Annotated in this window: 23 protein-coding genes; 9 read left to right on the top strand and 14 right to left on the bottom strand. The window is 69.7% G+C overall.

Going from position 1 to position 25786, the window contains the following annotated elements:
- A partial coding sequence (locus KUM49_RS36075; protein WP_217241173.1) for a DUF192 domain-containing protein occupies positions 1-276 on the bottom strand: 276 nt, incomplete at its 3' end.
- An 80-nt stretch (positions 277-356) separates the two neighbouring features.
- A complete protein-coding gene (locus KUM49_RS36070) occupies positions 357-890 on the bottom strand; it encodes a DinB family protein (protein ID WP_374200242.1) in 534 nt (177 codons plus the stop codon).
- Positions 891-940: 50 nt separating this feature from the next.
- Here KUM49_RS36070 and KUM49_RS36065 point away from each other — a divergent pair, with 50 nt between their 5' ends.
- On the top strand, positions 941-1765 hold the full coding sequence (locus tag KUM49_RS36065) for a class I SAM-dependent methyltransferase (RefSeq protein WP_217241172.1): 825 nt from the start codon (positions 941-943) through the stop codon (positions 1763-1765).
- Positions 1766-1792: 27 nt separating this feature from the next.
- Here KUM49_RS36065 and KUM49_RS36060 read toward each other — a convergent pair whose 3' ends face one another.
- Positions 1793-2944, bottom strand: coding sequence for a winged helix DNA-binding domain-containing protein (locus tag KUM49_RS36060; protein ID WP_217241171.1), 1152 nt, complete (start codon positions 2942-2944; stop codon positions 1793-1795).
- Between the two features lie 683 nt (positions 2945-3627).
- Here KUM49_RS36060 and KUM49_RS36055 point away from each other — a divergent pair.
- The 5 genes from KUM49_RS36055 to KUM49_RS36035 all read left to right on the top strand — a co-directional run bounded on the left by KUM49_RS36055 (position 3628) and on the right by KUM49_RS36035 (position 9300).
- Positions 3628-4401, top strand: a complete 774-nt coding sequence (locus KUM49_RS36055; RefSeq protein WP_217241170.1) for an isoprenyl transferase — start codon at positions 3628-3630, stop codon at positions 4399-4401.
- A 327-nt stretch (positions 4402-4728) separates the two neighbouring features.
- A complete protein-coding gene (locus tag KUM49_RS36050) occupies positions 4729-6054 on the top strand; it encodes a PhoH family protein (RefSeq protein ID WP_217241169.1) in 1326 nt (441 codons plus the stop codon).
- A 397-nt stretch (positions 6055-6451) separates the two neighbouring features.
- The gene (locus KUM49_RS36045) at positions 6452-7153 is read left to right on the top strand and encodes a transglycosylase SLT domain-containing protein (protein WP_217241168.1); all 702 of its coding nucleotides are present in this window, start codon (positions 6452-6454) and stop codon (positions 7151-7153) included.
- 123 nt (positions 7154-7276) lie between these two features.
- Entirely contained in the window at positions 7277-8587 is a 1311-nt protein-coding gene (locus tag KUM49_RS36040; RefSeq protein WP_217241167.1) for an AI-2E family transporter, read from the top strand.
- A 314-nt stretch (positions 8588-8901) separates the two neighbouring features.
- Positions 8902-9300, top strand: coding sequence for a roadblock/LC7 domain-containing protein (locus tag KUM49_RS36035; RefSeq protein ID WP_217241166.1), 399 nt, complete (start codon positions 8902-8904; stop codon positions 9298-9300).
- A 45-nt stretch (positions 9301-9345) separates the two neighbouring features.
- Here the strand turns inward: KUM49_RS36035 and KUM49_RS36030 are convergent, their stop codons facing one another.
- From KUM49_RS36030 to KUM49_RS36010, 5 genes are all read right to left on the bottom strand, one after another.
- Entirely contained in the window at positions 9346-11685 is a 2340-nt protein-coding gene (locus tag KUM49_RS36030) for an ABC transporter permease (protein WP_217241165.1), read from the bottom strand.
- The gene (locus tag KUM49_RS36025) at positions 11682-12371 is read right to left on the bottom strand and encodes an ABC transporter ATP-binding protein (protein WP_217241164.1); all 690 of its coding nucleotides are present in this window, start codon (positions 12369-12371) and stop codon (positions 11682-11684) included. Before KUM49_RS36025 ends, KUM49_RS36030 begins: the two co-directional genes overlap by 4 nt.
- Positions 12368-12892 carry a PadR family transcriptional regulator gene (locus KUM49_RS36020; protein WP_217241163.1) on the bottom strand — a complete coding sequence of 175 codons (525 nt, stop codon included), beginning with the start codon at positions 12890-12892 and terminating at the stop codon, positions 12368-12370. The genes KUM49_RS36025 and KUM49_RS36020 overlap by 4 nt, the downstream gene beginning before the upstream one ends.
- Before the next feature lie 94 nt (positions 12893-12986).
- Positions 12987-13241, bottom strand: a complete 255-nt coding sequence (locus tag KUM49_RS36015) for a hypothetical protein (RefSeq protein ID WP_308406917.1) — start codon at positions 13239-13241, stop codon at positions 12987-12989.
- The gene (locus KUM49_RS36010; protein ID WP_217241161.1) at positions 13238-14173 is read right to left on the bottom strand and encodes an SPFH domain-containing protein; all 936 of its coding nucleotides are present in this window, start codon (positions 14171-14173) and stop codon (positions 13238-13240) included. Before KUM49_RS36010 ends, KUM49_RS36015 begins: the two co-directional genes overlap by 4 nt.
- 235 nt (positions 14174-14408) lie before the next feature.
- On the opposite strand from KUM49_RS36010, the gene KUM49_RS36005 reads away from it, so the two are divergent.
- The 3 genes from KUM49_RS36005 to KUM49_RS35995 all read left to right on the top strand — a co-directional run bounded on the left by KUM49_RS36005 (position 14409) and on the right by KUM49_RS35995 (position 17748).
- Entirely contained in the window at positions 14409-16694 is a 2286-nt protein-coding gene (locus KUM49_RS36005; RefSeq protein WP_217241160.1) for a transglycosylase domain-containing protein, read from the top strand.
- A 159-nt stretch (positions 16695-16853) separates the two neighbouring features.
- The gene (locus tag KUM49_RS36000; RefSeq protein WP_217241159.1) at positions 16854-17075 is read left to right on the top strand and encodes a hypothetical protein; all 222 of its coding nucleotides are present in this window, start codon (positions 16854-16856) and stop codon (positions 17073-17075) included.
- A 109-nt stretch (positions 17076-17184) separates the two neighbouring features.
- Positions 17185-17748 carry a hypothetical protein gene (locus KUM49_RS35995; RefSeq protein ID WP_217241158.1) on the top strand — a complete coding sequence of 188 codons (564 nt, stop codon included), beginning with the start codon at positions 17185-17187 and terminating at the stop codon, positions 17746-17748.
- Positions 17749-17851: 103 nt separating this feature from the next.
- Here the strand turns inward: KUM49_RS35995 and KUM49_RS35990 are convergent, their stop codons facing one another.
- The 6 genes from KUM49_RS35990 to KUM49_RS35965 all read right to left on the bottom strand — a co-directional run bounded on the left by KUM49_RS35990 (position 17852) and on the right by KUM49_RS35965 (position 25708).
- Entirely contained in the window at positions 17852-18388 is a 537-nt protein-coding gene (locus KUM49_RS35990) for a hypothetical protein (RefSeq protein ID WP_217241157.1), read from the bottom strand.
- A 78-nt stretch (positions 18389-18466) separates the two neighbouring features.
- Positions 18467-18940 (bottom strand): hypothetical protein, encoded by a 474-nt coding sequence (locus KUM49_RS35985; protein ID WP_217241156.1) that lies wholly within the window; start codon positions 18938-18940, stop codon positions 18467-18469.
- Between the two features lie 198 nt (positions 18941-19138).
- On the bottom strand, positions 19139-21241 hold the full coding sequence (locus KUM49_RS35980; protein WP_217241155.1) for an ATP-binding SpoIIE family protein phosphatase: 2103 nt from the start codon (positions 21239-21241) through the stop codon (positions 19139-19141).
- Positions 21242-21536: 295 nt separating this feature from the next.
- A complete protein-coding gene (locus KUM49_RS35975) occupies positions 21537-22232 on the bottom strand; it encodes a DUF402 domain-containing protein (protein ID WP_217241154.1) in 696 nt (231 codons plus the stop codon).
- Between the two features lie 83 nt (positions 22233-22315).
- On the bottom strand, positions 22316-23725 hold the full coding sequence (locus KUM49_RS35970) for an aspartate ammonia-lyase (protein WP_217241181.1): 1410 nt from the start codon (positions 23723-23725) through the stop codon (positions 22316-22318).
- A 315-nt stretch (positions 23726-24040) separates the two neighbouring features.
- A complete protein-coding gene (locus tag KUM49_RS35965) occupies positions 24041-25708 on the bottom strand; it encodes a fumarate hydratase (RefSeq protein WP_217241153.1) in 1668 nt (555 codons plus the stop codon).
- Between the last annotated feature and the right edge of the window lie 78 nt (positions 25709-25786).

Below are 25786 nucleotides of genomic sequence, written 5' to 3'. Positions count from 1 at the left end.
CACCCGCGGCAGCCCCAACCGGCCCGACTTCATGGTGCGCACGGCGATGACCTTGAGTTTCCGGTCCAGGTACGCGACGTCGATGGGTATGCGCATCCGGAAGGTGTGGACGCTGTTGGCGGGGGAGAGGAGCATCGCCCCGTCGACGGAGTCCCGGCCGAGCAGGCCCTTCGTACGGGCCCGGTACGAGGCGGCGATCTCCAGGGGAACCCTGACGACCGCCTCACCCTCGCCGGGTACGACCAGCTTCCCCCGCCCGTCACGCCACCGCCCCATGCCCGTACCGCCACCTTCCCTCTGCGCCGTTGCCTTCATCCTCCCCATGGCGGTGATCACGTACCAACACCTGTGACGGGTCAGCGCGGCCGGTGGTCGCCCGTCTTCCCGTCGATGAGCTCCCGCAGGATGTCCATGTGGCCCGCGTGTCTCGCGGTCTCCTCGATCATGTGGACCAGGACCCAGCGCAGGGACACGGCGTCGTCCCGGCGCCATGCCGGGTGGCCCAGGGCGTCCAGGGGCAGGGTGGAGATCATGTGGTCGGCGGCGGTGCGGGCGCGGCCGTAGAACTCGACGATACGGGTCTTCGGCTCGTCCTCGCCCACCCACATGTCCTCGGCGCTGTAGGGGTCGAACCACAGCGGCTCCACCTCGCCGCCGAAGGCCTGCACGAACCAGCCGTACTCCACCGATCCGAGGTGCTTCAGCAGTCCGAGCAGGTTCGTGCCGGACGGGGTCATCGGCCGGCGCAGCTGCTCGTGGTCAAGTCCCTCCAGTTTCCACAGCACCGCGTCCCGGTGGCGGTCCAGGCTCGCGCGCAGCGTCTCCTTCTCCCCGCCCGCATACGGCATGCCTGAAGTGCCTGTTACGCCCTGAACGTCCTGGCTCGTCATGTCGTAAAAATTAGCAGCGCCCACTGACAACGCCCTGCGACGATCACCCCATGGCAGAGCAGAGGGGCACGACGGAACACGGCCCGGGGGAGCAGGAGCGACGCGGCTTCGAGGAGCTCGTCGCCGAGGGCGCCGCCGTCCCCACCGAGGGGTGGGACTTCTCCTGGTTCGAAGGGCGGGCCACCGAGGCGCGGCCCTCCTGGGGCTACGCGCGCTCGATGGCGGACCGGCTGGCCGCCGCGACGGCCGTGCTGGACCTCCAGACCGGCGGAGGGGAGGTCCTGGACTTCGCCCTCGGCGCCGCCGCACCGAAGGCGCCCGCGCTCACCGTCGCGACCGAGGGCTGGCCGCCGAACGTGGCCAAGGCCACCGCCCTGCTCCGCCCGCGCGGAGTGGCCGTCGTCGCCTCGCCGGACGACGCGCCACTGCCCTTCGGGGACGCGGCCTTCGATCTCGTGGTGAGCCGTCACCCCGTCAGTCCCAACTGGCCGGAGATCGCCCGTGTTCTGGAGCCCGGCGGCACCTACTTCGCCCAACACGTCGGGCCCACCAGTGTGTTCGAGCTCGTCGAGTACTTCCTCGGTCCCTTGTCGCAGGAACAGCGCAGTGGCCGTCATCCCGACCGCGAACGCGCCGACGCGGAGGCCGCGGGACTGGAGATCGTCGACCTGCGTGCGGAGCGCCTCCGTATGGAGTTCCGTGACATCGCCGCCGTCGTCCACTTCCTGCGCAAGGTCGTGTGGATGGTCCCCGACTTCACCGTCGAGGCCTATGAGCCCCAACTGCGCGCCCTGCACGAGCAGATCGAGTCAGAGGGCCCCTTCGTCGCCCACAGCGCCCGGCACCTCTTCGACGCCCGCAAGCCGAAGCCGTGAAGCCTCACGCACGCCCACCGCGCGTGCTCACGCGTGTGGCCCCACCGTCACCTCCCCGATCACCAGCTCCGCCCGCGCTTCCAGCACGTCGCCCACCCGTTCCGCCTGCTCCCCCAACTCCCGCTCCTGCCGCGCCGTCAGGCGCCGCAGCGGCTCCACGGTGACGGTCGTGCGGCGTCCCTGGCGCCGCTGGTGCCACACACCCGCCACCACACCGTCGACGAGCAGCACGGGATGGTTCCCGGCCTGCCCGCCCGCCAGTGCCCGCCGGTACGCGGCCCCGGGGAACAGCAGCTCACGGGGCTGCGCGGCGATGCCGTAGGCGTCGAAGTAGGGCAGCAGCCGCACGCCCCGGGCCGGCCCGTCGGGGAAGGCGGTGTCGCCGGCCGCCACCCACGCCGGTGCGCCCTCGAAGACGACGTCCTCGATCGCGCCCGACTTGGCAAGCTCCCTGAACAGGCCGTCGGCCCAGCCGACCGGCGCGGCGAGCCACTTGGCGAAGTACGCCGGTGTCGAGGGGCCGTAGGCGCGCAGGTATCGCCGTACGAGTTCACGCACCGCGTCCCGGGGCGGCAGCGGGTCGAACTGCGGCGGGCGGGTGTACGTCACCTTGCGGCCCCGGCTCGGGCCGAAGCACAGGGCGCCGGACTGCCCGGCCCGGTGCAGCACCTGCCGCCAGCGCGGCCACAGGTCCTGGAAGGCGGGCATCACCGGGTCGCCGGCCCAGGAGCCGGTACGGGCGACGATCTCCTCGGTCAGTTCGTCGACGGTCAGGTACACGCCGTCCAGGGCGTCCCCGATCGCCGCCACGATCTGCCCGGCCTGCTCCTCGGTGACCCGGACGTCCGGCGCGAAGGGGCTCGCGCCGGACGGCACGGCCGGCAGCGCGGCGCTCCACAGCGGCAGCTCACGCAGGGTGAGCAGATGGACGGTCCCGCGCGGACCGTGCGTCTTCACCAGGGAACGGTCCTCCCACAGCGCCGCCCGTACGTCCGCCCGGGTGGTCCCCGTGCCCCGCACCCCCACCGACACCTCCGCCGCGGACAGCACCTGCGCGTGCGCGGCGAGCATCGCGCCGACGATGTCGGCGGTCGGAGTGCCCCTCTCTGCGGGAGTGGTCAGGAACTGTCGTTCGAGCCGCCGGGCACTGGCCTGGTCCCACGTGATCGTCACGGTCATGGGTCGACGGTAGGGCGTGACGAGGTCAGATCCTGTCCTAGCTGTCGAGCCCTGGTTCTCCGGAAACGGGCGATCGGGTGGTGTCGCCGCCGTGTATCCATGGCTCCACACGGTTCCCGCTTTGTTATCGCAGGCGACTCGCATCAGGCCCCGAGTCTCCAGTAAGTTCAGACCAAGGTTAATTCGCGTGAGCAAAGTTGCGCGGGCGGTGCCGCGCAGTGGAGGGGGCTGCGCGGTACCGCGTCAAAGGCGCGCGCGTCCGGGTGTCACCCGGAAGAGGGATGCACACGGAACCTCCCGGATCTCCCCGGATCCCGCCCGATTCCCCTGAGAATCCGCTGGATTCCGGCCACGAACCCGCCCCGGAGAGGCCTCAGAACGGCCATCTGGCCGTCGCCGCCCGACTCCGGAGAGTAGTGATGGCACGCCGATGCACGCAGCATCACTTACGAAGGGTTATGGTGGAAACCCCCCCTCGGGCCGGTCCGTCTCCCCCCCACGGACCGGCCCGTTTTCTTTGTCCGGACGGGGCACCCGTACGGAGGTGACGGACCACCGCGCGTCTCTCAAGGGCGCAAGCGCTCCCCGAGGTGGCGCCCGAACCCGCCCGCAACCCGGACCACGCGCCCGCGATACCCTTCGCTCCGCGGGGACCGCCACCGTACGGAGGGGCTGACAAACACGTGAACCTGCGCGACAAGCTGCGCAGCCTGCTCGTCAGGCTGTACGCACGCCGGGTGGAAGGTCACCTGGACCACGCCCAGGTGCCCAAGCACATCGGCGTCGTCATGGACGGCAACCGGCGCTGGGCGAAGGCCGCGGGTTCCACCACAGCCCAGGGTCACCGAGCGGGTGCCGACAAGATCGAGGAGTTCCTCGGCTGGTGCACCGAGACGGACGTCGAGGTCGTCACCCTCTGGCTGTTCTCCACGGACAACTTCGACCGGCCACAGGAAGAGCTCGTCCCGCTCTTCGGGATCATCGAGGACGTCGTCCGCTCGCTCGCCGCCGACGGCCGCTGGCGTGTCCACCACGTCGGCACGCTCGACCTGCTGCCGGAGGGGATGCAGCGCACCATCAAGGAGGCCGAGGAGGTCACCGAGAAGGTCGACGGAATACTGGTCAACGTCGCCATCGGCTACGGCGGCCGTCAGGAGATCGCCGACGCGGTCCGCTCGATGATCCTCGACGCCGCCGACAAGGGCACCTCGATGGCGGACCTCGCCGAGTCCGTCGACGTCGACATGATCGGCCGCCACCTCTACACCGGCGACCAGCCCGACCCCGACCTGGTGATCCGTACCAGCGGCGAACAGCGGCTGTCCGGATTCATGCTGTGGCAGACGGCCCACTCGGAGTACTACTTCTGTGAGGTCTTCTGGCCGGCCTTCCGCAAGGTCGACTTCCTGCGTGCCCTGCGTGACTACGCGGCACGCCACCGGCGTTACGGCGGCTGAGGCGCGCGCCTCGCCGAAGGGCGTCCGTATACCCCGTTTGGGGCGGAAGTAACAAGGAGTTCACCAGCGCGCCGTCATATGCACTGGCATGGCGGCGCATGTTCGAGGGCATAAGCCAAGCAGGTCGACGCCCGAACCACGGGTGTCGTATCTCAGCGGACGGCACGGGGCCGTCCGCCCGGGAGGCCCTTTGCACCAGCCCGACCGTGCGGTCACAGCGCGGACGACGACGCGGAGGGCCGGTTCTCGGCCCGTGCAGGGCGGCCGACGACCGGTCCAGCTCCACTCCGTCGCTCCCCGACCTCATCCGAGGGGGTACGTCCTTCCGTGGTGACCAGCACAAAGCGCCCCAAGCCAGACCGGCGCACTTATGTTCTCGACACCAGCGTCCTGCTGGCCGACCCGCACGCCCTGAACCGCTTCGACGAGCATGAAGTCGTGCTGCCGATCGTCGTGGTGACGGAGCTGGAGGCCAAGCGGCACCATCCCGAACTCGGCTACTTCGCCCGGCAGGCACTGCGCCTGCTCGACGAGTTCCGGGTCCGGCACGGCCGCCTCGATGCCCCCATCCCCATCGGGGACCTCGGCGGGACCCTCCGTGTCGAGCTCAACCACTCGGACCCGAGCGTGCTGCCAAGCGGCTACCGCCTCGGGGACAACGACTCCCGCATCCTCGCGGTCGCCCGCAACCTGCAGGCCGAGGGGTTCGACGTCACAGTCGTGTCGAAGGACCTCCCACTCAGGATCAAGGCCTCGTCCGTCGGGCTCCTCGCCGAGGAGTACCGCGCCGAGCTCGCCATCACGGACTCCTCCGGCTGGACCGGAATGTCCGAACTGACCCTGCCCGGCGAGCAGGTGGACATCCTCTTCGAGGAGGGACAGGTCTACGTCCCCGAGGCCGCGGACCTGCCCGTGCACACCGGTCTGACCATCCAGTCCGAGCGCGGCAAGGCGCTCGGCCGGGTCACGCCCGAGGGCAACATCCGGGTGGTGCGCGGGGACCGCGAGGTCTTCGGCATCAAGGGCAGGAGCGCCGAGCAGCGCATCGCGCTCGACCTGCTCCTCGACCCGGACGTCGGGATCGTGTCCATGGGCGGCCGGGCCGGCACCGGCAAGTCGGCGCTCGCGCTGTGCGCGGGGCTCGAGGCGGTCCTGGAGCGCCGTCAGCACAAGAAGGTGATGGTCTTCCGGCCGCTGTACGCGGTGGGCGGGCAGGAGCTCGGCTATCTGCCCGGCTCCGAGTCCGAGAAGATGAGCCCCTGGGCACAGGCGGTCTTCGACACGCTGTCCGCGGTCACCAGCCGCGAGGTCATCGAGGAGATCACCGCACGCGGGATGCTGGAGGTACTCCCTCTCACCCACATCCGCGGCCGCTCCCTGCACGACGCGTTCGTGATCGTGGACGAGGCGCAGTCGCTGGAACGGAACGTCCTGCTGACCGTTCTGTCCCGGATCGGCGCGAATTCGCGGGTCGTTCTGACCCACGATGTGGCACAAAGGGACAATCTGCGAGTCGGCCGCTACGACGGTGTCGTCGCCGTCGTCGAGAAACTGAAGGGGCATCCGCTCTTCGCCCATGTCACGCTGACGCGATCCGAGAGGTCCCAGATCGCCGCCCTTGTGACCGAAATGCTGGAGGACGGGCACATCTGACCTTCACGCCCCATCTCGGGGTGGTTTCGCAGCAGTTGGCGCCGTTCGGAAAGGCAGTGAGCCTAGCCGGGCGGCGCCTTCGCGTGTGGAGTTTTCCGATATCCCCAGGCCCAAACGGCATGTGAGCTTTCACACGCAACACAGAATTGCCTTGCGGCGTCCGGTTACGGCAGAGTCTCACTCCTGTCAGGCCCCGCATACGGCACACCTGTACCCCCAGCGGTACGGCACCACAGTAGGACCACGTCAACTCCATACCGTCGCCGTATGCCGCCCGCGTCTCCACATGGCGCTCCCCTTGGGGAGTTGCCCCGCCGGGTCCGCGCCTCCGTGACCCGCAGTTGGGAGGCCAGTGCAAGGGGCACGATTGCGTCCGCCAGGGTCACCGAAGCGGGCGATGCTGGAAGGAAACCGTGTGAGCCCGATTTCGGTCCGGGGATTCGCAGTGGCCTCTGCCACGGCGGTCACCGCTGTCGGAAGCGTTGTTGGAGTTGCCTCGGGCAGCACCGCGCAGAACAACGACGCCGAGGTGACGGCAGCCGACTCGACGCTCCTCGCAGACATCCCCGCGGGTCAGCAGGCCCAGGTGCAGACCGCCTCCCTGACACAGCAGGCGGACGTACAGGCCATCGCCGCGGACGCGAGCGCCAAGAAGGTGGCGGAGGAAGCGGCCCGCAAGGCTGCCGCCCAGACCGCGATCGAGAAGAAGGAAGCCGCCGAGAAGGCTGCCCAGGAGGCCAAGGAACGCGCCGAGGCGAAGACCAAGGCCAGCCGGGACTCCTCCAGCTTCCCCGTCCAGAACTCCTACACCATCGCGCAGATCCAGGCGATGGCGCAGGCGATGGTGCCGAGCGGCCAGTGGCAGTGCTTCAGCAACATCGTGGACCACGAGTCCACCTGGAACTACCGGGCCGTCAACCCCTCCTCCGGTGCCTACGGTCTCTTCCAGGCCCTGCCGGGTTCCAAGATGTCGTCGGTCGGCTCCGACTGGCAGACCAACCCGGCCACCCAGATCAAGTGGGGCCTCAACTACATGGACAGCCGCTACGGCAGCCCCTGTGAGGCCTGGTCGTTCTGGCAGGCCAACCACTGGTACTAGCCGACACCGGCTCAACCCGGCGCAGCCCCTCCCCGTCCTAGGGGGAGGGGCTTTCGCCATGTACGGTCGGTGCCGACGACGCCAGGGGGAGTGGTGGGGACGGACGGGGGAGAGGGACGGATCATGTCACGAGTGCCTGGGTGGCTCGGACGGCTCGGCGCCAGACTGACCGACATGGGTGAGCGGTTCGGCGAGCGCCGGGCCGAGGCGGAGCGGGAGCACGCGGAGGCGGAGGAGCGGGACCTGCCCGGCGACCACCTCCCGCCGCCCACGGACCCCGTGCCGGTGGTCGTGGTGGACCGCCCGGATCCCGCGCTGGCCGTGCCCTGGGGGGTGCGCGTCGCCGCCGAGGCCGGCTGGCGGCTGCTCGTCCTCGCGGGCACGGTCTGGGTCCTCATGCGGATCATCAGCGCCGTACAGCTCGTGGTGCTGGCCTTCGTGGCGGCACTGCTCATCACGGCCCTGCTCCAGCCGACCGTGGAACGGCTGCGGCGGCTCGGCTTCCCGCGCGGGCTCGCCACCGCCCTCACCGCGATCCTCGGGTTCGTCGTGATGGGCCTCATCGGCTGGTTCGTGACCTGGCAGGTCATGGAGAACATCGACAACCTCTCCGACCAGATCCAGGACGGCATCGACGAGCTGCGCAAGTGGCTGCTCAACAGCCCCTTCCACGTCACCGACAAGCAGATCAACGACATCGCCGAGAACCTGCGCGAAGCGGTCGGCGCGAACACCGACCAGATCACCTCGGCCGGTCTGGAGGGCGTGACGGTCGTGGTCGAGGCGCTGACCGGCATACTGCTGGCGGCCTTCTCGACGCTGTTCCTGCTGTACGACGGCCGGCGCATCTGGGAGTGGACGCTGAAGCTGGTGCCGGCGGCGGCCCGGCCGGGCGTGGCGGGTGCGGGCCCGCGGGCCTGGCGGACGCTGACGGCGTACGTCCGCGGCACGGTGATAGTGGCCCTGATCGACGCCATCTTCATCGGCCTGGGCATCTACTTCCTCGATGTCCCGATGGCCGTCCCGCTCGCCGTCTTCATCTTCCTGTTCGCCTTCATCCCCCTCGTGGGCGCGGTCATGTCCGGCGCGCTGGCGGTGGTCGTCGCGCTGGTGACGCAGGGCGTCTTCACGGCGGTCATGGTGTTGGTGGTGGTCCTGGCGGTCCAGCAGATCGAGGGCCACATCCTCCAGCCGTTCATCCTGGGCCGCGCGGTGCGGGTGCATCCGCTGGCGGTGGTCCTGTCGGTCGCCGCGGGCGGGATGATCGCAGGCATCGGAGGGGCGGTGGTGGCGGTGCCGCTGGTGGCGGTGGCGAACACGGTGGTCGGCTATCTGCGGTCGTACTCCCATGAGGTCGCGCTGAAACAGTCGCCGCGTCCCAGGGGCGCCACGGCGATGGGGTCGGACCCGACCGAAACGCCCCCGCCGGCATAGCTCGCGGCCCGGGTCCCGGACGCCGCCGTACGCGGAGAACGCGCACTCGTGGTCCGTCAGCGGCTGCCGTGTGTCGTAATCGTGCAAACGGGCGACTGACAAAGGCAGTTGGTGAGGCGGAAGCCTCAACTTCCGTCAGTCGTGGACAGCTTGGGAGACCGCGTCCAGAATATGCGCCCGGCCTGATACACCTTGCCCCTCAGCGCCACGCGATGCCGGGCCGCCGGCTGCTCCCACGACCCTGACCGGGCACGGCCCCGATGGCCGTACCGGTGCGCCGCGGGACGCCGGACAGAACTAGGGGAGTGGGATACATGGATCACGAAGCCCTCGCGCTGGAAATGCGCGGCCTGCGCGAGCAGGTCGCCGGGATCACCGACACCGCCGTAGCCGCCGCCGACGGACTGCTGATCGCAGTCGACACCGCCGACACCGCCGACTCCATCGAGCCCGAGGGCATCGCCGCGCTCGCCGCGGCAGGTCTCGGTCTCGCCCGCCGTACCGCCGAGGCGACGGGGCGCGGCGCGCTGTCCCGGACGGTGACGTACGGCAGCCACGGCTGCGCGGCCGTCTACGCCGTCGGCGAGACCGCGCTGATGGTCGTCGTCGCCGACGAGGGGACCGACGTGGACCAGCTCCACCGCGCGACCCAGCCGGCCCTGCGCCGTATCGACGCGATCCTCACCGGACAGGCGACCACTGCGACCGGGTGAGGAGAACAGCGGGGCCCTCCGGGAAACCGGAGGGCCCCGCTGCCGCTACTCCGTCCGCAGCCCGTCCGGCCGCATCAGCCTCAGCAGCGGCGGCAGGCTGAGCAGCGTCACCACCAGGACGACCGCCGCACCGACGCCGGCCATCGACAGCACGCTCGGCCAGTCCACGCGTACGGTCGTGCTCGTCATCCGCAGCAGGACCGCCCCCAGCGTCAGCCCCACCACCGTGGCCAGCAGCAGACCCAGCGCGATCGGGATGGCCGTCTGCCACATCACCGACAGACTCAGTGTGCGCCGCCGGGTACCGAAGGCGACCAGGGCCGACAACAGCTTCTTGCGCTCGCGCAGCTGCTCCAGCTGGGAGACCAGGATGCTCGCGCCGATGAGGGCGAGCACGCAGGCTGCGCCGACGAACAGGCCGGTGCGGATGGCGGTGTAGCCGTCGGCCTGCTGGTCCGACCGCCAGACCATGGGCTCCCTCGACGGGTCGATGGTCGCCGCCGTGTTGCGCACCAGGTCGTGGACGTCCGGCACGGACTCGTCGAGCTTGAGGTAGAGCTGTCCGTCCAGGGCCTCGCCGGCCGCGTCCGGCAGCGCCTTCGGAGTGATCAGGAAGCCGCCCCGCTCCGACCCGGTCGGGTCCAGGCGGGTCTGCGCCTGCTTCACGCCCGACGGGACCACCCAGGGCACCTCCGAGCTCTTCGCGTCGCCCTCGAAGGACGGGTCGAGGTACAGCGTGTGTCCGGCCTTCGCCAGCTTCAGCGTGTCGGTGTCGTAGTCGGCACCCCGTACGAAGAACGTGTCGCCGTCCCGGCACGAGGGCAGCGTGGCCACCTCCCGCAGTGACGCGCAGTCCGCGACGGTCACCTGGGTGCCGAGGAGCGGATCCGTGCGCCGCTCGCCGACGTGTCCCTCGGAGTACGCGTAGACCTGGCGCACGCCCTGGGTCCGCCGGAACTTCTCGGCGGAGGGGCCGAGCGGTTCCCCGTCCCTCAGCGACACCTGCATCTGCGCCAGCGAGACGTCGTAGCCGGTGTCTTCCGTGTAGTCGTTCTCCACCCCGGCGAACAGCATCTGCAGCGCGATCGCCCCGGCCACCGCCACCGCGATGCCGTTGACCATGCGGGCCGCCGTACCGCTGCTCAACTGGAGCCTGCGTACAGCCAGTTGCCAGGCCACGCCGCCCCCACCGAGCCGGCCGACGACCGCCTCGACGATCCACGGCAGCAGCGCGGTCACGCCGACGAGCAGGAGGACGACCCCGCCGGTGACGAGGTACTGGTTGAAGTCGCCCTCGTCGCGGCCCTGTCCGACCATCGGGTAGAGCATCGCGAGCCCGGCCAGCGGCAGCAGCAGCCGCCACCACAGCCGGCGCCGCGTGGGCTTCGCCGTACGCACCACACCGAGCGGCTCGATCACCACACGGCGCAGCGCGAACAGCGTGACCAGCACGGCGGCCGCCGGCACCGCGAGGCCGACGAGCAGGGCGAGCGCGGGGGAGGGGTTGAGGTAACTCGGGAACACGCTGATGTCGAAGACCTCGACCGAGCCCGCCACTTCACGGCCGATCAGGAAGAAGCCCGCTCCGAACACCAGCCCGAGCACCGCGCCCGCGAGCGCCTCGCCGGCGGCGATCCGCCGGGTGGACCGGCTGTCGGAGCCCACCAGCCTGAGCGCCGCGAGCCGCCGGTCGCGCCGCTCGCCGCCGAAGCGCACGGCCGCGGCGATGAAGACGGCGACCGGCATCAGCAGGACCACGAAGACGACGAGGATCAGCAGGAGCAGGACGGGGTCCATCTCCTCGGACGTCTCCTGGGAGAGCCCGAACCGCTCGATCCGCGCCACCCCGCCTCCGCCGAGCTCTTCGGCGAGGCCCTGGCCGCCGCGGTAGAAGGCGAGCTCGGCCGAGCCGATCAGCCCGCTCTCCCCGATCGTGCCGACGATCCGCTGCGGCAGCCGCTCCCGCAGCAGCTTCCCGGAGCCGGACTCCAGGAGGTCCTTCAGCGCGGGGGAGACCACCATCTCGCCCTTCGCCGGGAACTTCTCCACCCCCGGCGGCAGCGGCGCCCGCGGTCCCTCCGGCTCCAGCTCCCGCCCCCGGACGTCCTTGTCGCGGAAGGTCGTACCGGCGTTGTCGATCAGGAGGGAGTGGTCCGACCTGGACACCTTGGTGTCGGTGTCGCCGTAGTAGAGGTCGTTGCGGGCGGCCTCCCGGTCGTCCCGGACGGCCAGCGCGTTCGGCAGCGCGGTCGTCAGCAGCAGCAACGCCACCCCGAGCCCCACCCCGACGGCCGTCAGCAGCGCCCGCATCCACCCCTCGCGCCCGCCGGCGAAGGCGAACCTGACCCCCATGGCCAGGTCCCGCCACCACTGCCGCACGCTCATACGACCCGCTCCATGTCCCGGGACTTGCCGTCCCGTACGACGATCTCGCGGTCGGAGTAGGCGGCCACCCGTGCCTCGTGCGTGACCAGCACGACGGCGGCGTTGGTGGACCGGGCGGCGTCGGTAAGCAGTTCCATCACGCGCTCGCCGTTGAGGGAGTCGAGCGCGCCGGTCGGCTCGTCGGCGAACAGCACGCGCGGGTTGGTGACGAGGGCACGGGCGACGGCGACCCGCTGCCCCTGCCCGCCGGACACCTCACCGGGCCGCTTCTTGCGCAGGTCGTCGACCTCCAGCCGCTCCATCCAGGACAGGGCGGCCTGCTCGGCCGCCTTGCGGGAGGCGCCGTTCAGCCTGAGCGGCAGGGCGACGTTCTCCACGCAGGTCAACTCGGGAACCAGCTGCCCGAACTGGAAGACGAACCCGAACTCGCTGCGCCGGAGCGCACTGCGCTGGGCGTCGTTCATGGTGGCCATCTCGTGCCCGTTGTACGTGATCGACCCGGAGTCGGGCGGCACGATCCCGGCGAGACAGTGCAGCAGCGTCGACTTGCCGGACCCGGACGGGCCCATCACGGCGACGATCTCACCGGCGTGGACGGAGAACTCGGCGCCGTCGAGCGCGACGGTCGGCCCGTAGGCCTTGCGCAGCTCGTCGGCCGCGAGCAGGGAGCCTGCGGGCGCGCTCATTTGGCCACCACCTCGGCGAGCTTCTCCAGCCGCGCGGCCGTCAGCTCCAGCCAGCGCAGGTCGGCTTCCAGGTGGAACAGCGCGTGGTCGCAGATCAGCTGGTCGGCCAGGTCGCCCTTGCGCTTGCGGTCGGTGAGGATCCGCATCATGCGCAGGTGCTCGGCGCGCTGGGTGTCGAGGATGTCGCCCGCGTCGCGCCGGGTGAGCAGCGCGAGGACGACCTTGGTGTACAGCGTGGACTGGAGGTACGGCTCCGGCTTCTCCGGGGTCGCGAGCCACCGCTGTACGTCGGTGACGCCGGCCTCGGTGATGGCGTACCGCTTCCGCTCCGGCCCGTCGCCGGGTTCGACCCCGTCGACCTCGACGAGCCCGTTCTTCAGCAGGCGGGACATCGTCGAGTAGACCTGGCCGTAGTGCAGCGGCCGGTCGTGACCGAACTTCTCGTCGAAGGCCCGTTTCAGGTCGTAACCGTGACGGGGGCCGGACTCCAGGAGTCCCAGGAGGGTGTGACCGATGGACATGGGGAGGACTGTACATGGGGTGTATACCCCTCATGTATACCTTGAGTGTGTAGTCCACCGCGGACCGTACGACCGTGCAGGTGGGAGCCGATTGTCACGGTTCTGCGACAGGCCCCGAACCCCCGGGCGGACGCCCCCGGCGGGGCAGGGGGCCGGTCTCCCTCGGCAGCCGCCCCGCGTCGGCCAGCGCCTTCCGCAACAGGAACTCGATCTGCGCGTTCGCCGACCGCAGCTCGTCCCCGGCCCACCGGGCGAGCGCCTCGTACACCGCGGGGTCCAGCCGCAGCAGCACCTGCTTGCGCTGCTGCGGCCGACGCTGAGGGGCCTGCCCCTCGGAGGGATCCGTCACTGGTAGAGGGTCCCCGTGTTCAGGACCGGCTGCGGTGCCCGGTCGCCGCACAGCACCACCATCAGGTTGGACACCATCGCCGCCCTCCGTTCGTCGTCCAGCTCCACGATGCCCCGCTCGGAGATCCGGGCGAGCGCCGCCTCGACCATGCCCACCGCTCCGTCCACGATTTCCCGCCGCGCCGCGACGACCGCCCCGGCCTGCTGCCGCTGGAGCATCGCCGAGGCGATCTCGGGGGCGTACGCGAGGTGCGTGAAGCGGGACTCGATGATGGAGACGCCGGCCGCCTCCACGCGCGCGTGCAGTTCGACGGCCAGCTTCTCGGTGATCTCCTCGGCGTTGCCGCGCAGCGAGAGGCCGTCCTCCTCGTGGGCGTCGTACGGGTACTCGATGGCGATGTGCCGTACCGCCGCCTCGGTCTGGGTGGAGACGAACTCCAGGAAGTCGTCCACCTCGAAGGTGGCCTGCGCGGTGTCCTCGACCCGCCACACCACGACCGCGGCGAGCTCGATCGGGTTGCCGTAGGCGTCGTTGACCTTGAGAACGGCCGTCTCGTGGTTGCGGACGCGGGTGGAGATCTTCTCGCGGGAGGTGAACGGGTTCACCCAGCGCAGCCCGTCCTCGCGGATCGTCCCCCGGTAGCGCCCGAAGAGCTGGACCACCCGGGCCTCGCCCGGCGCGACCGTGTTCAGGCCGCACATGGCGATGAAGGCGGCGAGGCCGATCAGGATGCCGAGGATGATCAGGGCGGCCTTGGCGCCGCCCGCGGCTTCCGCCGAAGCGCCCACGACCAGCCCGATGCCCAGCAACAGGCCCACCAGGCCCAGCAGCAGGGCGAGCGCGCCGCCGATGCTGTGCGCGGCGAACTCCCGCACGCGTGGGGCGGGCATCCGGGGTAGGTCGGCGGTGGGTGTGGAGTCGTGCGTGGACATGTGGTCCCCCCGTTCTCGTAAGACGTACGTATAGCTAAGTGATATCACTTTACCCCGCCGCGGCAACCATGAAGCGCTTTCGGGAGTCAGGTTCCATGGACGCAGGTGCTGATTGTCACGTCCGTAAAAGACCGGATCGAGGGCCCTTTGTCACATACGGCGGTGTTAGCTTGCTGAGCTGACCCGGGCCACGAACCTGTGTGACAGCCGAGAAGGAAGCGGAGCGAGCGGACTCATGGGACGAGCGGAAGAGAGACGAGCGCGGCAGCGCGGTGGTCGCCGCGCGGCGCCCAAGAGCCGCCGTTCGTCGGCCGCCGCGGGCGGCGAGTCCGGGAAGAGCGTCATACGCAGGCTCTTCACCTGGAAGAAGATCCTCGGCACCTTTTTCGGACTGTGCCTGCTCGGCATCGGATCGTTCATCGCGCTGTACATGATGGTGGGCATCCCCAAGGGCAACGCGGCCGCCCAGCAGCAGAGCAACGTCTACAAGTACAGCGACGGCTCGATCCTGACCCGCAAGGGCGAGACCAACCGCGAGATCGTGGATCTCGCCGACGTCCCCAAGCCCGTCCAGTACACCTTCGTCGCGGCGGAGAACAAGACCTTCTACACGGACGCCGGCGTCGACCTCAAGGGCACTGCCCGCGGCCTGATCAACACGCTGTCCGGCAAGGGCAAGCAGGGTGGCTCGACGATCACCCAGCAGTACGTCAAGAACTACTACCTGAACCAGGACCAGACCGTCACGCGCAAGCTGAAGGAACTGGTCATCTCGCTGAAGGTGGACCGCACGACGTCCAAGGACGACATCCTCGCGGGCTACATCAACACCAGCTACTACGGCCGCAGCGCCTACGGCATCCAGGCCGCAGCCCAGGCCTACTACCGCGTCGACGCCAAGGACCTCAAGGTCGAGCAGGGTGCCTACCTCGCCGCACTGCTCCAAGCCCCCAGCCAGTACGACTGGTCGGCCGCCAGCGACACCGGCAGGAAGCTGGTGACGGAGCGCTGGAACTACGTCCTGGACAACATGGTCGAGGAGGGCTGGCTGAGCAAGGCCAAGCGCGACGCCATGACGTTCCCGAAGCCGAAGGAACCGAAGGGCGCCCCCGGTCTGGACGGGCAGAAGGGCTACCTGGTCGACCTCGCCAACCGGCAGCTCGAGGACCAGCTCATGCGGGAGCAGGGCATCTCGCGGGACGAGGCCGAGGCACAGGTCGACAACCAGGGCTGGACCATCACCCTGAACATCGACAAGAAGAAGCAGGCCCAGCTGGAGAAGGCGGCCAAGACCCAGCTGACCAGCAAGCTCGACCCCGAGAAGCGGTCGGTCGACAAGAACATCCAGGCCGGCGCGGTGTCCGTCGACCCCAAGACGGGCAAGGTACTCGCGCTGTACGGCGGTGAGGACTACTACAAGCACTTCCGCAGCAACGCGACCCGCGCCGACTACCAGCCCGCGTCGACGTTCAAGCCGGTGATCCTCGCCGCCGCGCTGGAGGAGAACGCGAAGACGCAGGACGGCAAGCCGATCACCGCGAGCACGGTCTACGACGGCACCAGCAAGCGTCCCGTCGAGGGCAGCGACATCGCCTTCTCGCCGGAGAACGAGGACGACCGGAACTACGGCGACGTCACCGTCCAGACCGCGATGAACAAGTCCATCAACTCCGTCTTCGCACAGCTGGGCGTCGACGTCGGCATGGACAACGTCCTCGAGGTGGCCGCCAAGCTCGGCATGGACACCGCCGACCTCAAGGCGGTGCCCGCGCAGACCCTCGGCACCATGGGCGCCAGCCCGCTGCAGATGGCCGGCGTCTACGCCACCCTCGACAACCACGGCAGGAAGGTCACCCCGACCATCCTCAAGTCGGCCGAGCACAACACCCGCACGGTCGAGCTGCCCGACCCGATCGGCGACCAGGTGCTCAGCCGTGAGACCGCCGACACCGTCACCTCGGTCCTGACCGGCGTGATCGACGACGGCACGGCCCGCACCTCCGTCCGCGAGAACTCCGAGCGCGACGGCCGGCCGGTCGCCGGCAAGACGGGCACCTCCGACGACAACAAGTCGGCCTGGTTCACCGGCTACACGCCCGACCTGGTCACCTCCGTCGGCCTGTTCGGCGAGGACGTCAAGACCGGCGCGCAGACCAAGATGTACGGTGCCGGAGGCGAGGAGCGAGTCAACGGCGGTGGCTTCCCGGCGCAGATCTGGGCGGCGTACACCTTCGGTATCTCGGCCAGGAACTCCAAGTTCGACCTGGACACCGACCAGGGCGCCGCGGTCCAGCCGACGAAGAAGCCGACGCCCACTCAGCGGCCGACGCAGACGCCCTCGCGGGAGCCGACGACCCAGGCACCGACGACCAGGCCCCCGACGTCCGAACCGCCGACGTCCAAGCCGCCCTCCGAGACGCCGAGCCAGACCCCGACGACCTCTCCATCGGCGACGCCGACGACCACGCCACCGACGGAGGAGATCCCGGAGGACCCGATCGACACGGGTGACGGGCAGTAGCGACGGGGAAGGGCCCCCGGCCACGGCGTGTTCACCCACAGTTCACTCGAATGTCGCCCCGAAGGGTCTGATCGGCGGTAACGGCCTATGGTTGTGCCATGTTTTGACCCTGTTTCCCGGCGGCGCCGTCCGGCGCGCACCATGAAAGGTGGCACGAGCATGGACAGTTCTCTTCGAGAGCTCGCCGAATGCAAGGTCGGCACACGTGACTTCAGCGTCGGCCTCGCACAGGACCCGGAGAACACCCTCGCTCGTCTCGACCGCGCCACCGGGGTTTCAGGATCCGAATCGAGGCAGGAGTCTCCCGAACGCTGCGCTTCGCTGTACGACGCCATACGCGACATGAACGCGTACGGGTCGGTCATAGAAGTGGAGAGGTAGGAACCACGGTGACGACCTCCTGTGCAGTCGGCGGGAGGGCGAGGTGCCGGGGAAGCGAGCCGCTTGACCGCGGCTCGGTGAAAGTGGCTGCCGACGGGTGGGGGCTTTCATGAACGGGGAAGACCCGAGAGTTTTTGACTCCCACCCGGAGGAGCCCAGTGGGCGCACGTTGGGGGACAAGTACTTCAAGGAATTCGTGAGGCTCGTGCACGTGAGCCTGAGGAGCGGGTGGTGGGGCGAGCCGCTGAGTGCGTTATGCGGCGCGGCGGGGGGCGCCTGGCTGGGGCACGACGGCGACCTGCCGATGGAGGAGGCGCTGGGAGTCGCCGTCTCCATGGTGGGTATCGTCATCGGGTCCGTGTTCGCCGTCCTGGCGATGATCACGCGAGCCTGTGACAACAACTTCCTGAAGAAGGCAAGAAAAGCGCGTATCTTGCCCATCGTCAATTACTTGTGGCCGTTCTTCACCATTATCGCCATGGGAATTCTGTCCACTGTCTTCCTGTTGGTCGTGGCCGGAGTGTCCGAGGATGCCCCGAGAGTGCTGCCCATGATGACCGGGGCGGCAGCGGGATTCTGTGTCCTGTGGACCCTGGCCGGCCTTCTTCCCGCAATGGGGGCCCTCATCGTTTTCACGCGGCTCATCGAGAAAACCTCCGGCATAAGCGACTGAAGGGCTGAGCGACTGAAGGGCTGAGGGCGGCGAAAAGGGCGGCAAAAAAGACGCCGGTGCGGGACGCGAACAGCGTCTTGCGCACCGGCGTGGTGGGCCCGCGTCATTCGTCGACGTTGAGCTCCAGGTGGACGTACCCGCCGTCCAGGGTGATGTAGCCGTCACCATAGGCGGAGCGGTAATGGCCGGTGCCGCCGATGATGGCGGTCTTGGCCGTCACGGGCTGGTGCGGGTTGTAGGTGATCATGTCGCTGAGCGTCAGCGTCCCCTTCTTCAGGCGCAGGACACGGGTGCACTGCGTGGTCACCTCGTGGTGCCGGACGTGGATCGCGCTGCACTCCGACTCACCGTCACCGGCGCGCAACGGCTGCCGGCTCGACTTCTTCGCCGTCTTCTCGTTCTTCGGCTTCTTCTTCTCGCTCTTCGCCGTGTTCTCGGTGTAGAGCTCCAGACGGGTCAGCCAGCGGTCACCGGTCCGGATGTGCTGGGGCGAGGTGTCGAACGCGGTGACGCCCGTCAGCTCCACCCTCTCGATCTCGTTGTCCTTGTCCGACCCCTCGGCCTGTGCCGACGACGGGAGAAGGGCGATCGCGGTGGTGAGGGCGGTGACGACGACGCCACGGGCAGCCGATTTGATCACGAAACCTCCAGGCCGAACAGGGTGCCCCAGGTGTTCCGGAGCATGGGCGAGTCATTCCGGTCAGGCGCGGTGCGCCGGTCAGTCATCGACGTGGAGGTCGAAGTGGACGCTGTCGCCCGTCAGGGTGATGTAGCCCTCTCCTTCGGCGTCGTTGTAGATGCCCGTGCCGCCCGCGATGGCGGTCTTGGCCGTCACGGGCTGCCTGCCCTCCCGGGTGATCAGGTCGTGGAGGGTGATCTCCCCGTCCTTCAGACGCAGCACCCGCGTGCACTGGGTGGTCACCCGGTTCTCGTGGGCCTCCACGGCGCTGCACCGCGAGCTGGCGTCGCCGGCGAACGTGTGCTTGGGGGTGTACAGGCTCAGGTAGGTGACCCAGCTGTCGCCCGGAGCGATGACATCGGGGCTCGTGTCGAGTGCGGTGACGCCGGTGTACTTGACGCGCACGATGTCCTCGTCGCCGGCATCCGCCGAGGCCTGCGCGGACAGCGAGAGAGTCAGTGCGGTGGTCAGGGCGCCGACGGTCACGGCGCGGCGGACGGTGGAAGAGGGCATGCATCCTCCTGGGGGTGACTGCGGGCGCCCGGATCTTGGGAGCGCCGGCGAGTCATTCCAAGCTCCGGAATCCGACCACGCAACGCGCCATGCGCGGTGGCGCCGCATATGCCACCCGAGCAGGGGAACGGCCGGTACCGCTTCCGCGGCCGTCCGGACCAAGCCGGACGACCAGGAAGGCAGTACCAGGAGGCATTACTAGGAAGCGGACGGCACCCCGAGCTCGAACCAGACCACCTTGCCGGTGGAGAGCCGGGTCGCCCCCCACCTCCTGGCCACCTTGTTCACCAGGAACAGCCCGCGACCGCCCTCGTCCGTGGCACGCGCCTGCCTGAGCCTCGGCAGTTGCGGAACATCGTCCCCGACCTCGCAGCGCAGCACGTCCGTCCGCAGCAGCCGCAGTGTGATCGGCCGGGTCGCGTAGCGCACGGCGTTCGTCACGACCTCGCTGACCAGCAGCTCCACGGAGTCGGTGATGTCCTCCATGCCCCAGCGGGCGAGCGCCCGCCGGGCCAGCCGCCGGGCCCGGCCCGGTGCCGCGTCCTCCGGCTCCAGGAACCAGTACGCCACGTCACTCGGCGCGATCCCGTCGAAACGGGCGGCGAGCAGGGCGATGTCGTCGTCCCGGTCACCCGGGCCGAGCATGTCGAGGACCTCGTCGCACAGCGCCTCGAGGGGCGGCGGATGGTCGGGTCCCGTGAGCTGCGCGGTGGCGGCGAGCTTCTCGCGCAGCTGCTCTATCCCGGTCCACACGTCCCGCAGACGCGACTCGACGAGCCCGTCGGTGTACAGGAGCAGGGTCGCTCCGGCCGGGGCGTCCAGCTCCACGGCCTCGAAGTCGACACCGCCGACCCCGATGGGCGCGCCCGGCGGCACCCGCAGCACCTCGGCGCGGCCGCCCAGGTGCAGCAGGACCGGCGGGGGATGGCCGGCGTTGGCGATGGTGATCCGGTGCGCGACCGGGTCGTAGACGGCGTACAGGCAGGTCGCCATGCGGTCGGTGCCGAGCCGCTGGGCCTGCTCGTCGAGGTGGTGCAGGACCTCCTGCGGCGGCAGGTCGAGCCCGGCCAGGGTCTGCGCGGTGGTCCGCAGCTGGCCCATGATCGCGGCGGACGTCATCGAGTGCCCCATGACGTCACCGACCACCAGTGCCACGCGACTGCCCGGCAGCGGGATCGCGTCGTACCAGTCGCCGCCGACCCGCGCGGTCTCGGCCGCCGGGAGGTAGCGGGACGCCAGCCGCACGCCCGTGGGCCGCGGCAGTGTCTCCGGAAGCATGGTGCGCTGCAGTTCGTCGGCGATGTACGCCTCACGGCCGTACAGCACCGCCTTGTCGATGCCGAGGGCGCTGTGCGTGGCGAGCTGGGCGGCGACCAGCAGGTCGTCCGGCTCGAAGGCGATGCGGTCCGGGCGGCGCAGGAACAGCGCGGCGCCGATCACCCGGCGCCGGCCGCGCAGCGGGGCGAGGATCGCGCGCTCTCCGGCGGGTACGGCGAACTCGGAGTTGTCGCCGAGGAGTTCGGCCAGCGCGGCGCGTACGTCCTCGGTGTCGGTGAAGACGGGACGCACCCCGCGCAGCACCTCGGCGAGCGCGCTGCCGGGCCGTACCTCGCACAGTTCGGTGCCGAGCGTGTCCAGCTCGGACGGCTCGGCCTGGAGCGCGGAGCTGAACCCGCCGTCGGTGTCCCGCTCCTCCGGGATCCGGTCGGTCCGGCGCAGCCGCAGCACCAGAGGCCCGGTGGGCCGCTCGTCGCCGACCGGCAGCGGGTCGCGCAGATAGACGAGGATCGCGTCGGAGAAGGTCGGCACGGTCGCCCGGCACAGCCCCATCACGATCTCGTCGAGGTCGATGCCACGGGCGATCCGCCGGGTCGCGGCTCCCACGAACCGCAGCCGGTCCCCGTCCCGCCGCATCGGTGTGGGCCGGCCGGGCGGCAGCCCTTGTCCGGTACGGCGCTCGGCGCTGGTGGCGCTCTCGGCGCCCGGCTGGGCCGGGATCACCTCGGGCACGGGCCGCGGACGGTGCGTGTCGGGCTCCGCGGAGGCGGCGGGCTGGGAGTGCTCGGGGTCGGTACCTACGGCTCTGGTGTCCTTACCGCTCGATGTCGTCGTGGCGGGACAGGCGGGCGGCGTCTCGCCGGCACGTGCCTGTGCCGGTAAGGCGCCGGCGCCGGGCGCGTGCGACGGCGTATCGGCGCTGTGCGGAGGCGACGGCGTCGAGGTACGCAGGAGCGCCCCGCGGGGATCCGCGGGGGCGACGCCCGCCTGGGGGCGTTCGAAGGAGGTCGGCTGCTCCGTCACGCGTGTCGAATCCGTCCGTCCGGCGCTGAATGCCGCGCGTGCAATTGGTCCCGCCGAAAACCCGATACCCGGAATACGTGTCCCAGGAACGGATTTCCCGCGTGGTCAGAGGCTGTTTCTGTGCCACCGGCAAAAACGCCGCCCTCCGCACCGGTGTTGCCCTCGTACCCCTCGCTCACGTCCTGCCGCCCCTCGGTGACGATCGGTCAAGCCCAGCGCGTGCCCCGGAGGTTGCCACTGCGCGCCCTTGCGGAGGACGATCCTACGTTTCTTGCCCGGGGGCGCATCAAGGGTCTCATGACGACATGTGCGCGGGCGTACGATCCCAGTCCTCCGGCAGGGCCGGGACACTCCAGGACGGATCGGGGCGCCAGTGCTGCCAGCCCTCCGAGAACGGCGGCCCCCAGGCCCGGATCACCTCCACCACGGAGCGGCCCGCCTCCCTCACCTTCCGTGCCTGTTGGCCGTCCATCAGCCCGTCCCGCCGGGCCTGCGCGAACTCGTCCTCGTCCAGCCAGCGCCAACTGCGGTCGGAATGGACGGAGATGTCGAGAAAGTGATCCTCGGAGTCCACCCCGCCGACCCAACGCGTCAGCGGCTCCTCCAGGTTCACGTACCAGTTCTTGAACCGCCAGCCCGGTTCCCAGAACAGCCACACCGACCACGGCTCACCGGGCCGCGCGAGCTTCAGCACACCCGTCCCGAACCACCGGTCGCGCTGCACGGACCGCGGCTTGGTGTAGCGGCTCTCCAACGGCTCGACGTGCACGGGCGTACCGTCCGCGAGCACCGGCCTCACACACTCGGTGCCCGGAGCCATCCACACGGCGAGCAGTTCACTGTCGTCCCGTACGACGGTGACGGGACGCGCGATGTGGAACCGCGCGCCGCCGTTCTCCCGGTAACGCCACAGGATGTGACTCCCTGGCGCCCAGAACACCGCCGACCCGCCCGCGTCCACGTCGGCTCTCACCGCTCCACCGTCTGCCATGCACAGATATTAGGTGCCATGGGCATACGACGCTGCGGCGCGTGTCACGGTTCACGCGCGGAGCGCGACAGGTGCGCGATTGGTTACGGGTGCGTCATCCGCAGGACATCCAACGCCTCGTCCAGTTGCCCGGCCGTGAGGTCGCCACGCTCCACGTACCCGTTCTCTTCGACGACCTGACGGATGGTCTTCCGCTCCGCCAGCGCCTTCTTGGCGACCTTCGCGGCCTCTTCGTACCCGATGTACTTGTTGAGCGGGGTCACCACGGAGGGCGACGACTCGGCGTACTCGCGGGCCCGGTCCCGGTGCGCGACGATCCCGTCGACGGTCCGGTCGGCGAGCAGCCTCGACACGTTGGCGAGCAGCCGGATCGACTCCAGGACGTTCTTCGCGATGACGGGCAGCATCACGTTCAGTTCGAAGTTGCCGGCGGCTCCGGCCGTGGCGACGGTCGCGTCGTTGCCGACGACCTGGGCGCAGACCATGAGCACGGCCTCCGGGACCACCGGATTGACCTTGCCGGGCATGATCGAGGACCCGGGCTGGAGGTCGGGGAGACTGATCTCGGCGAGCCCGGTGCGCGGCCCGGAGGCCATCCACCGCAGGTCGTTGGCGATCTTCGTCAGCCCGACGGCGACGGTCCGCAGCTGCCCGCTGGTCTCCACGATCCCGTCCCGGGCACCCTGCGCCTCGAAGTGGTCGCGTGCCTCGGTGAGCGGCAGCCCGGTGGCGCGGGCGACTTCTTCGATGACGGCGGCGGAGAAGCCGGGGGGCGTGTTGATCCCGGTCCCGACGGCGGTCCCCCCGAGCGGCAGCTCGGCAAGCCGCGGGAGAGAGGCCTGCAGCCGCTCGACGCCGTACCGCACCTGCGCCGCGTACCCCCCGAACTCCTGCCCCAGCGTCACCGGTGTGGCGTCCATGAGGTGGGTCCGCCCCGACTTCACGACGTCGGCGAACTCCTCCGACTTACGGGCGAGGGAGTCGGCGAGGTGCTGGAGCGCCGGGACGAGATCCCGGGTGACGGCGGCGGTGGCGGCGATGTGGATGGACGAGGGGAACACGTCGTTGGACGACTGCGACGCGTTGACGTGATCGTTGGGATGTACGTCCCGGCCCAGCCGCTCGGTGGCGAGCGTGGCGATGACCTCGTTGGTGTTCATGTTGGACGAGGTCCCGGACCCGGTCTGGAACACGTCCACCGGGAAATGCCCGTCCCAGTCCCCCCGGGCGACCTCCTCGGCCGCCTCCTGGATGGCCTCGGCGATGTCCTTGTCCAGCACGCCGAGACTCGCGTTGACCTTGGCGGCGGCCCCCTTGATCCGGGCGAGTGCCTCGATGTGGGCTCGTTCGATCCGCTGCCCGGAGATCGGGAAGTTCTCCACGGCCCGCTGCGTCTGGGCCCGCCACTTCGCATCGGCGGGCACCCGCACCTCACCCATGGAGTCGTGCTCGATCCGGTAGCGCTGGTTGCCGTCGTCGGCAGTCGTCGTCATCGTCGTACCTCCGGTAGGAGAGCATGGCCGCGCGAGGGCGTATTCCCCTGCTGGTTCCCCAGCCAGCATGATCTTCACTACCCGGGTTGTCGCGACGACGAGCCCCACCGTTCTCCGACCGACCGACCGACCGACACGGGCACTGCTCAGCCCGTCCGGCGCTTGAGGGCGAGGCCGTTCAGGACGATGGGTCTGGGGCGCAGTCCCGGGGAGGTGCGGGAGCGGAGCCCTGGCGGGGTCGAAGGGGCGGAGCCCCTGGTGATGGGACGGGAAGGGGCGGCGGGGGCGAAAAGATCCCCCGCCGCATCACAGGCGCTACGCCAGCCCAGGCCCCCGAACCGGAATCGACGTGAACGTGGGCGCGGGCGCCGGGTCCTGGAAGAAGTCGTTGCCCTTGTCGTCGACGACGATGAACGCCGGGAAGTCCTCGACCTCGATCTTCCAGACGGCCTCCATGCCGAGCTCCTCGTACTCGACGATCTCGACCTTCTTGATGCAGTCCTGGGCGAGGCGGGCGGCGGGGCCGCCGATCGAGCCGAGGTAGAAGCCGCCGTGGGTGTCGCACGCGTTCGTGACCTGGGCGGACCGGTTGCCCTTGGCCAGCATCACCTTGGAGCCGCCGGCGGCCTGGAACTGCTCGACGTAGGAGTCCATGCGGCCGGCCGTCGTCGGGCCGAAGGAACCGGACGCGTAGCCCTCCGGGGTCTTCGCGGGGCCCGCGTAGTACACGGGGTGGTCCTTCAGGTACTGCGGCATCTCCTCGCCCGCGTCCAGCCGCTCCTTGATCTTGGCGTGCGCGATGTCGCGGGCCACGACCAGCGGACCGGTCAGTGAGAGGCGGGTCTTGACGGGGTACTTGGTCAGCTCGGCGAGGATGTCGTCCATCGGCTGGTTCAGGTCGATCTTGACGACGTCACCCTCGCTCTCCAGGTGCTCCTCCGTCGTCTCCGGCAGGAAGCGCGCCGGGTCGGTCTCCAACTGCTCCAGGAAGACGCCCTCGGCGGTGATCTTCGCGACCGCCTGACGGTCGGCGGAGCAGGACACGGCGATGGCGACCGGGCAGGACGCGCCGTGCCGCGGCAGGCGCACCACGCGTACGTCGTGGCAGAAGTACTTGCCGCCGAACTGCGCCCCGATGCCGATCCTCTGGGTCAGCTCGAAGACCTTCTCCTCCAGCTCCTTGTCCCGGAAGCCGTGACCGAGCGGCGAGCCCTCGGCGGGGATCTCGTCCAAGTAGTGCGCGGAGGCGTACTTGGCGGTCTTCAGCGCGTACTCGGCGGACGTGCCGCCGACGACGATCGCCAGGTGGTACGGCGGGCAGGCGGCCGTACCCAGCGAACGGATCTTCTCCTCCAGGAACTTCATCATGGAGGACTCGTTCAGGACGGCCTTCGTCTCCTGGTAGAGGAAGGACTTGTTGGCGCTGCCGCCGCCCTTCGCCATGAACAGGAACTTGTAGGCGCCGCCGTCCGTCGCGTACAGCTCGATCTGCGCCGGCAGGTTCGAGCCGGTGTTCTTCTCGTCCCACATGGTGAGCGGGGCCATCTGCGAGTAGCGCAGGTTCAGGTTCAGGTACGCGTCGTAGATGCCGCGGGACAGGGCCGACTCGTCGCCGCCCTCCGTGAGCACGTTCTGGCCGCGCTTGCCCATGACGATCGCGGTGCCGGTGTCCTGGCACATGGGCAGCACGCCCGCGGCCGCGATGTTCGCGTTCTTCAGCAGGTCCAGCGCCACGAACTTGTCGTTGCTCGACGCCTCGGGGTCGTCGATGATCCGGCGCAGCTGGGCCAGGTGGGCCGGGCGCAGGTAGTGCTGGATGTCGTGGATGGCCTCCTCGGCGAGCTTGCGCAGCGCCTGAGGCTCGACCTTGAGGAACGTCCGCCCGTCGGCCTCGAAAGTGGAGACACCCTCGGAGGTCACCAGCCGGTACGGGGTGGAGTCCTCTCCCATGGGGAGCAGATCGGTGTACGCGAACTCAGGCATCTCGCCCATTCCTCACTCGACAGACGGCCGCTGGCCTCCATTGGCAGCGCCCACCAGCGTAGAACCTGCCGCTGACGG

This window comes from Streptomyces sp. AC555_RSS877, from assembly GCF_019049245.1.
Classification (GTDB): domain Bacteria; phylum Actinomycetota; class Actinomycetes; order Streptomycetales; family Streptomycetaceae; genus Streptomyces.
This window is presented reverse-complemented; position numbering and strand designations above follow the sequence as displayed.

Coding starts and splice junctions, on each gene's coding strand:
- KUM49_RS36070 (WP_374200242.1), bottom strand. CDS start 890: ATGACGAGCCAGGACGTTCAGGGCGTAACAGGCACTTCAGGCATGCCG.
- KUM49_RS36065 (WP_217241172.1), top strand. CDS start 941: ATGGCAGAGCAGAGGGGCACGACGGAACACGGCCCGGGGGAGCAGGAG.
- KUM49_RS36060 (WP_217241171.1), bottom strand. CDS start 2,944: ATGACCGTGACGATCACGTGGGACCAGGCCAGTGCCCGGCGGCTCGAA.
- KUM49_RS36045 (WP_217241168.1), top strand. CDS start 6,452: ATGCTGGAAGGAAACCGTGTGAGCCCGATTTCGGTCCGGGGATTCGCA.
- KUM49_RS36040 (WP_217241167.1), top strand. CDS start 7,277: ATGTCACGAGTGCCTGGGTGGCTCGGACGGCTCGGCGCCAGACTGACC.
- KUM49_RS36035 (WP_217241166.1), top strand. CDS start 8,902: ATGGATCACGAAGCCCTCGCGCTGGAAATGCGCGGCCTGCGCGAGCAG.
- KUM49_RS36030 (WP_217241165.1), bottom strand. CDS start 11,685: ATGAGCGTGCGGCAGTGGTGGCGGGACCTGGCCATGGGGGTCAGGTTC.
- KUM49_RS36025 (WP_217241164.1), bottom strand. CDS start 12,371: ATGAGCGCGCCCGCAGGCTCCCTGCTCGCGGCCGACGAGCTGCGCAAG.
- KUM49_RS36020 (WP_217241163.1), bottom strand. CDS start 12,892: ATGTCCATCGGTCACACCCTCCTGGGACTCCTGGAGTCCGGCCCCCGT.
- KUM49_RS36010 (WP_217241161.1), bottom strand. CDS start 14,173: ATGTCCACGCACGACTCCACACCCACCGCCGACCTACCCCGGATGCCC.
- KUM49_RS36005 (WP_217241160.1), top strand. CDS start 14,409: ATGGGACGAGCGGAAGAGAGACGAGCGCGGCAGCGCGGTGGTCGCCGC.
- KUM49_RS36000 (WP_217241159.1), top strand. CDS start 16,854: ATGGACAGTTCTCTTCGAGAGCTCGCCGAATGCAAGGTCGGCACACGT.
- KUM49_RS35995 (WP_217241158.1), top strand. CDS start 17,185: ATGAACGGGGAAGACCCGAGAGTTTTTGACTCCCACCCGGAGGAGCCC.
- KUM49_RS35985 (WP_217241156.1), bottom strand. CDS start 18,940: ATGCCCTCTTCCACCGTCCGCCGCGCCGTGACCGTCGGCGCCCTGACC.
- KUM49_RS35975 (WP_217241154.1), bottom strand. CDS start 22,232: ATGGCAGACGGTGGAGCGGTGAGAGCCGACGTGGACGCGGGCGGGTCG.
- KUM49_RS35970 (WP_217241181.1), bottom strand. CDS start 23,725: ATGACGACGACTGCCGACGACGGCAACCAGCGCTACCGGATCGAGCAC.
- KUM49_RS35965 (WP_217241153.1), bottom strand. CDS start 25,708: ATGCCTGAGTTCGCGTACACCGATCTGCTCCCCATGGGAGAGGACTCC.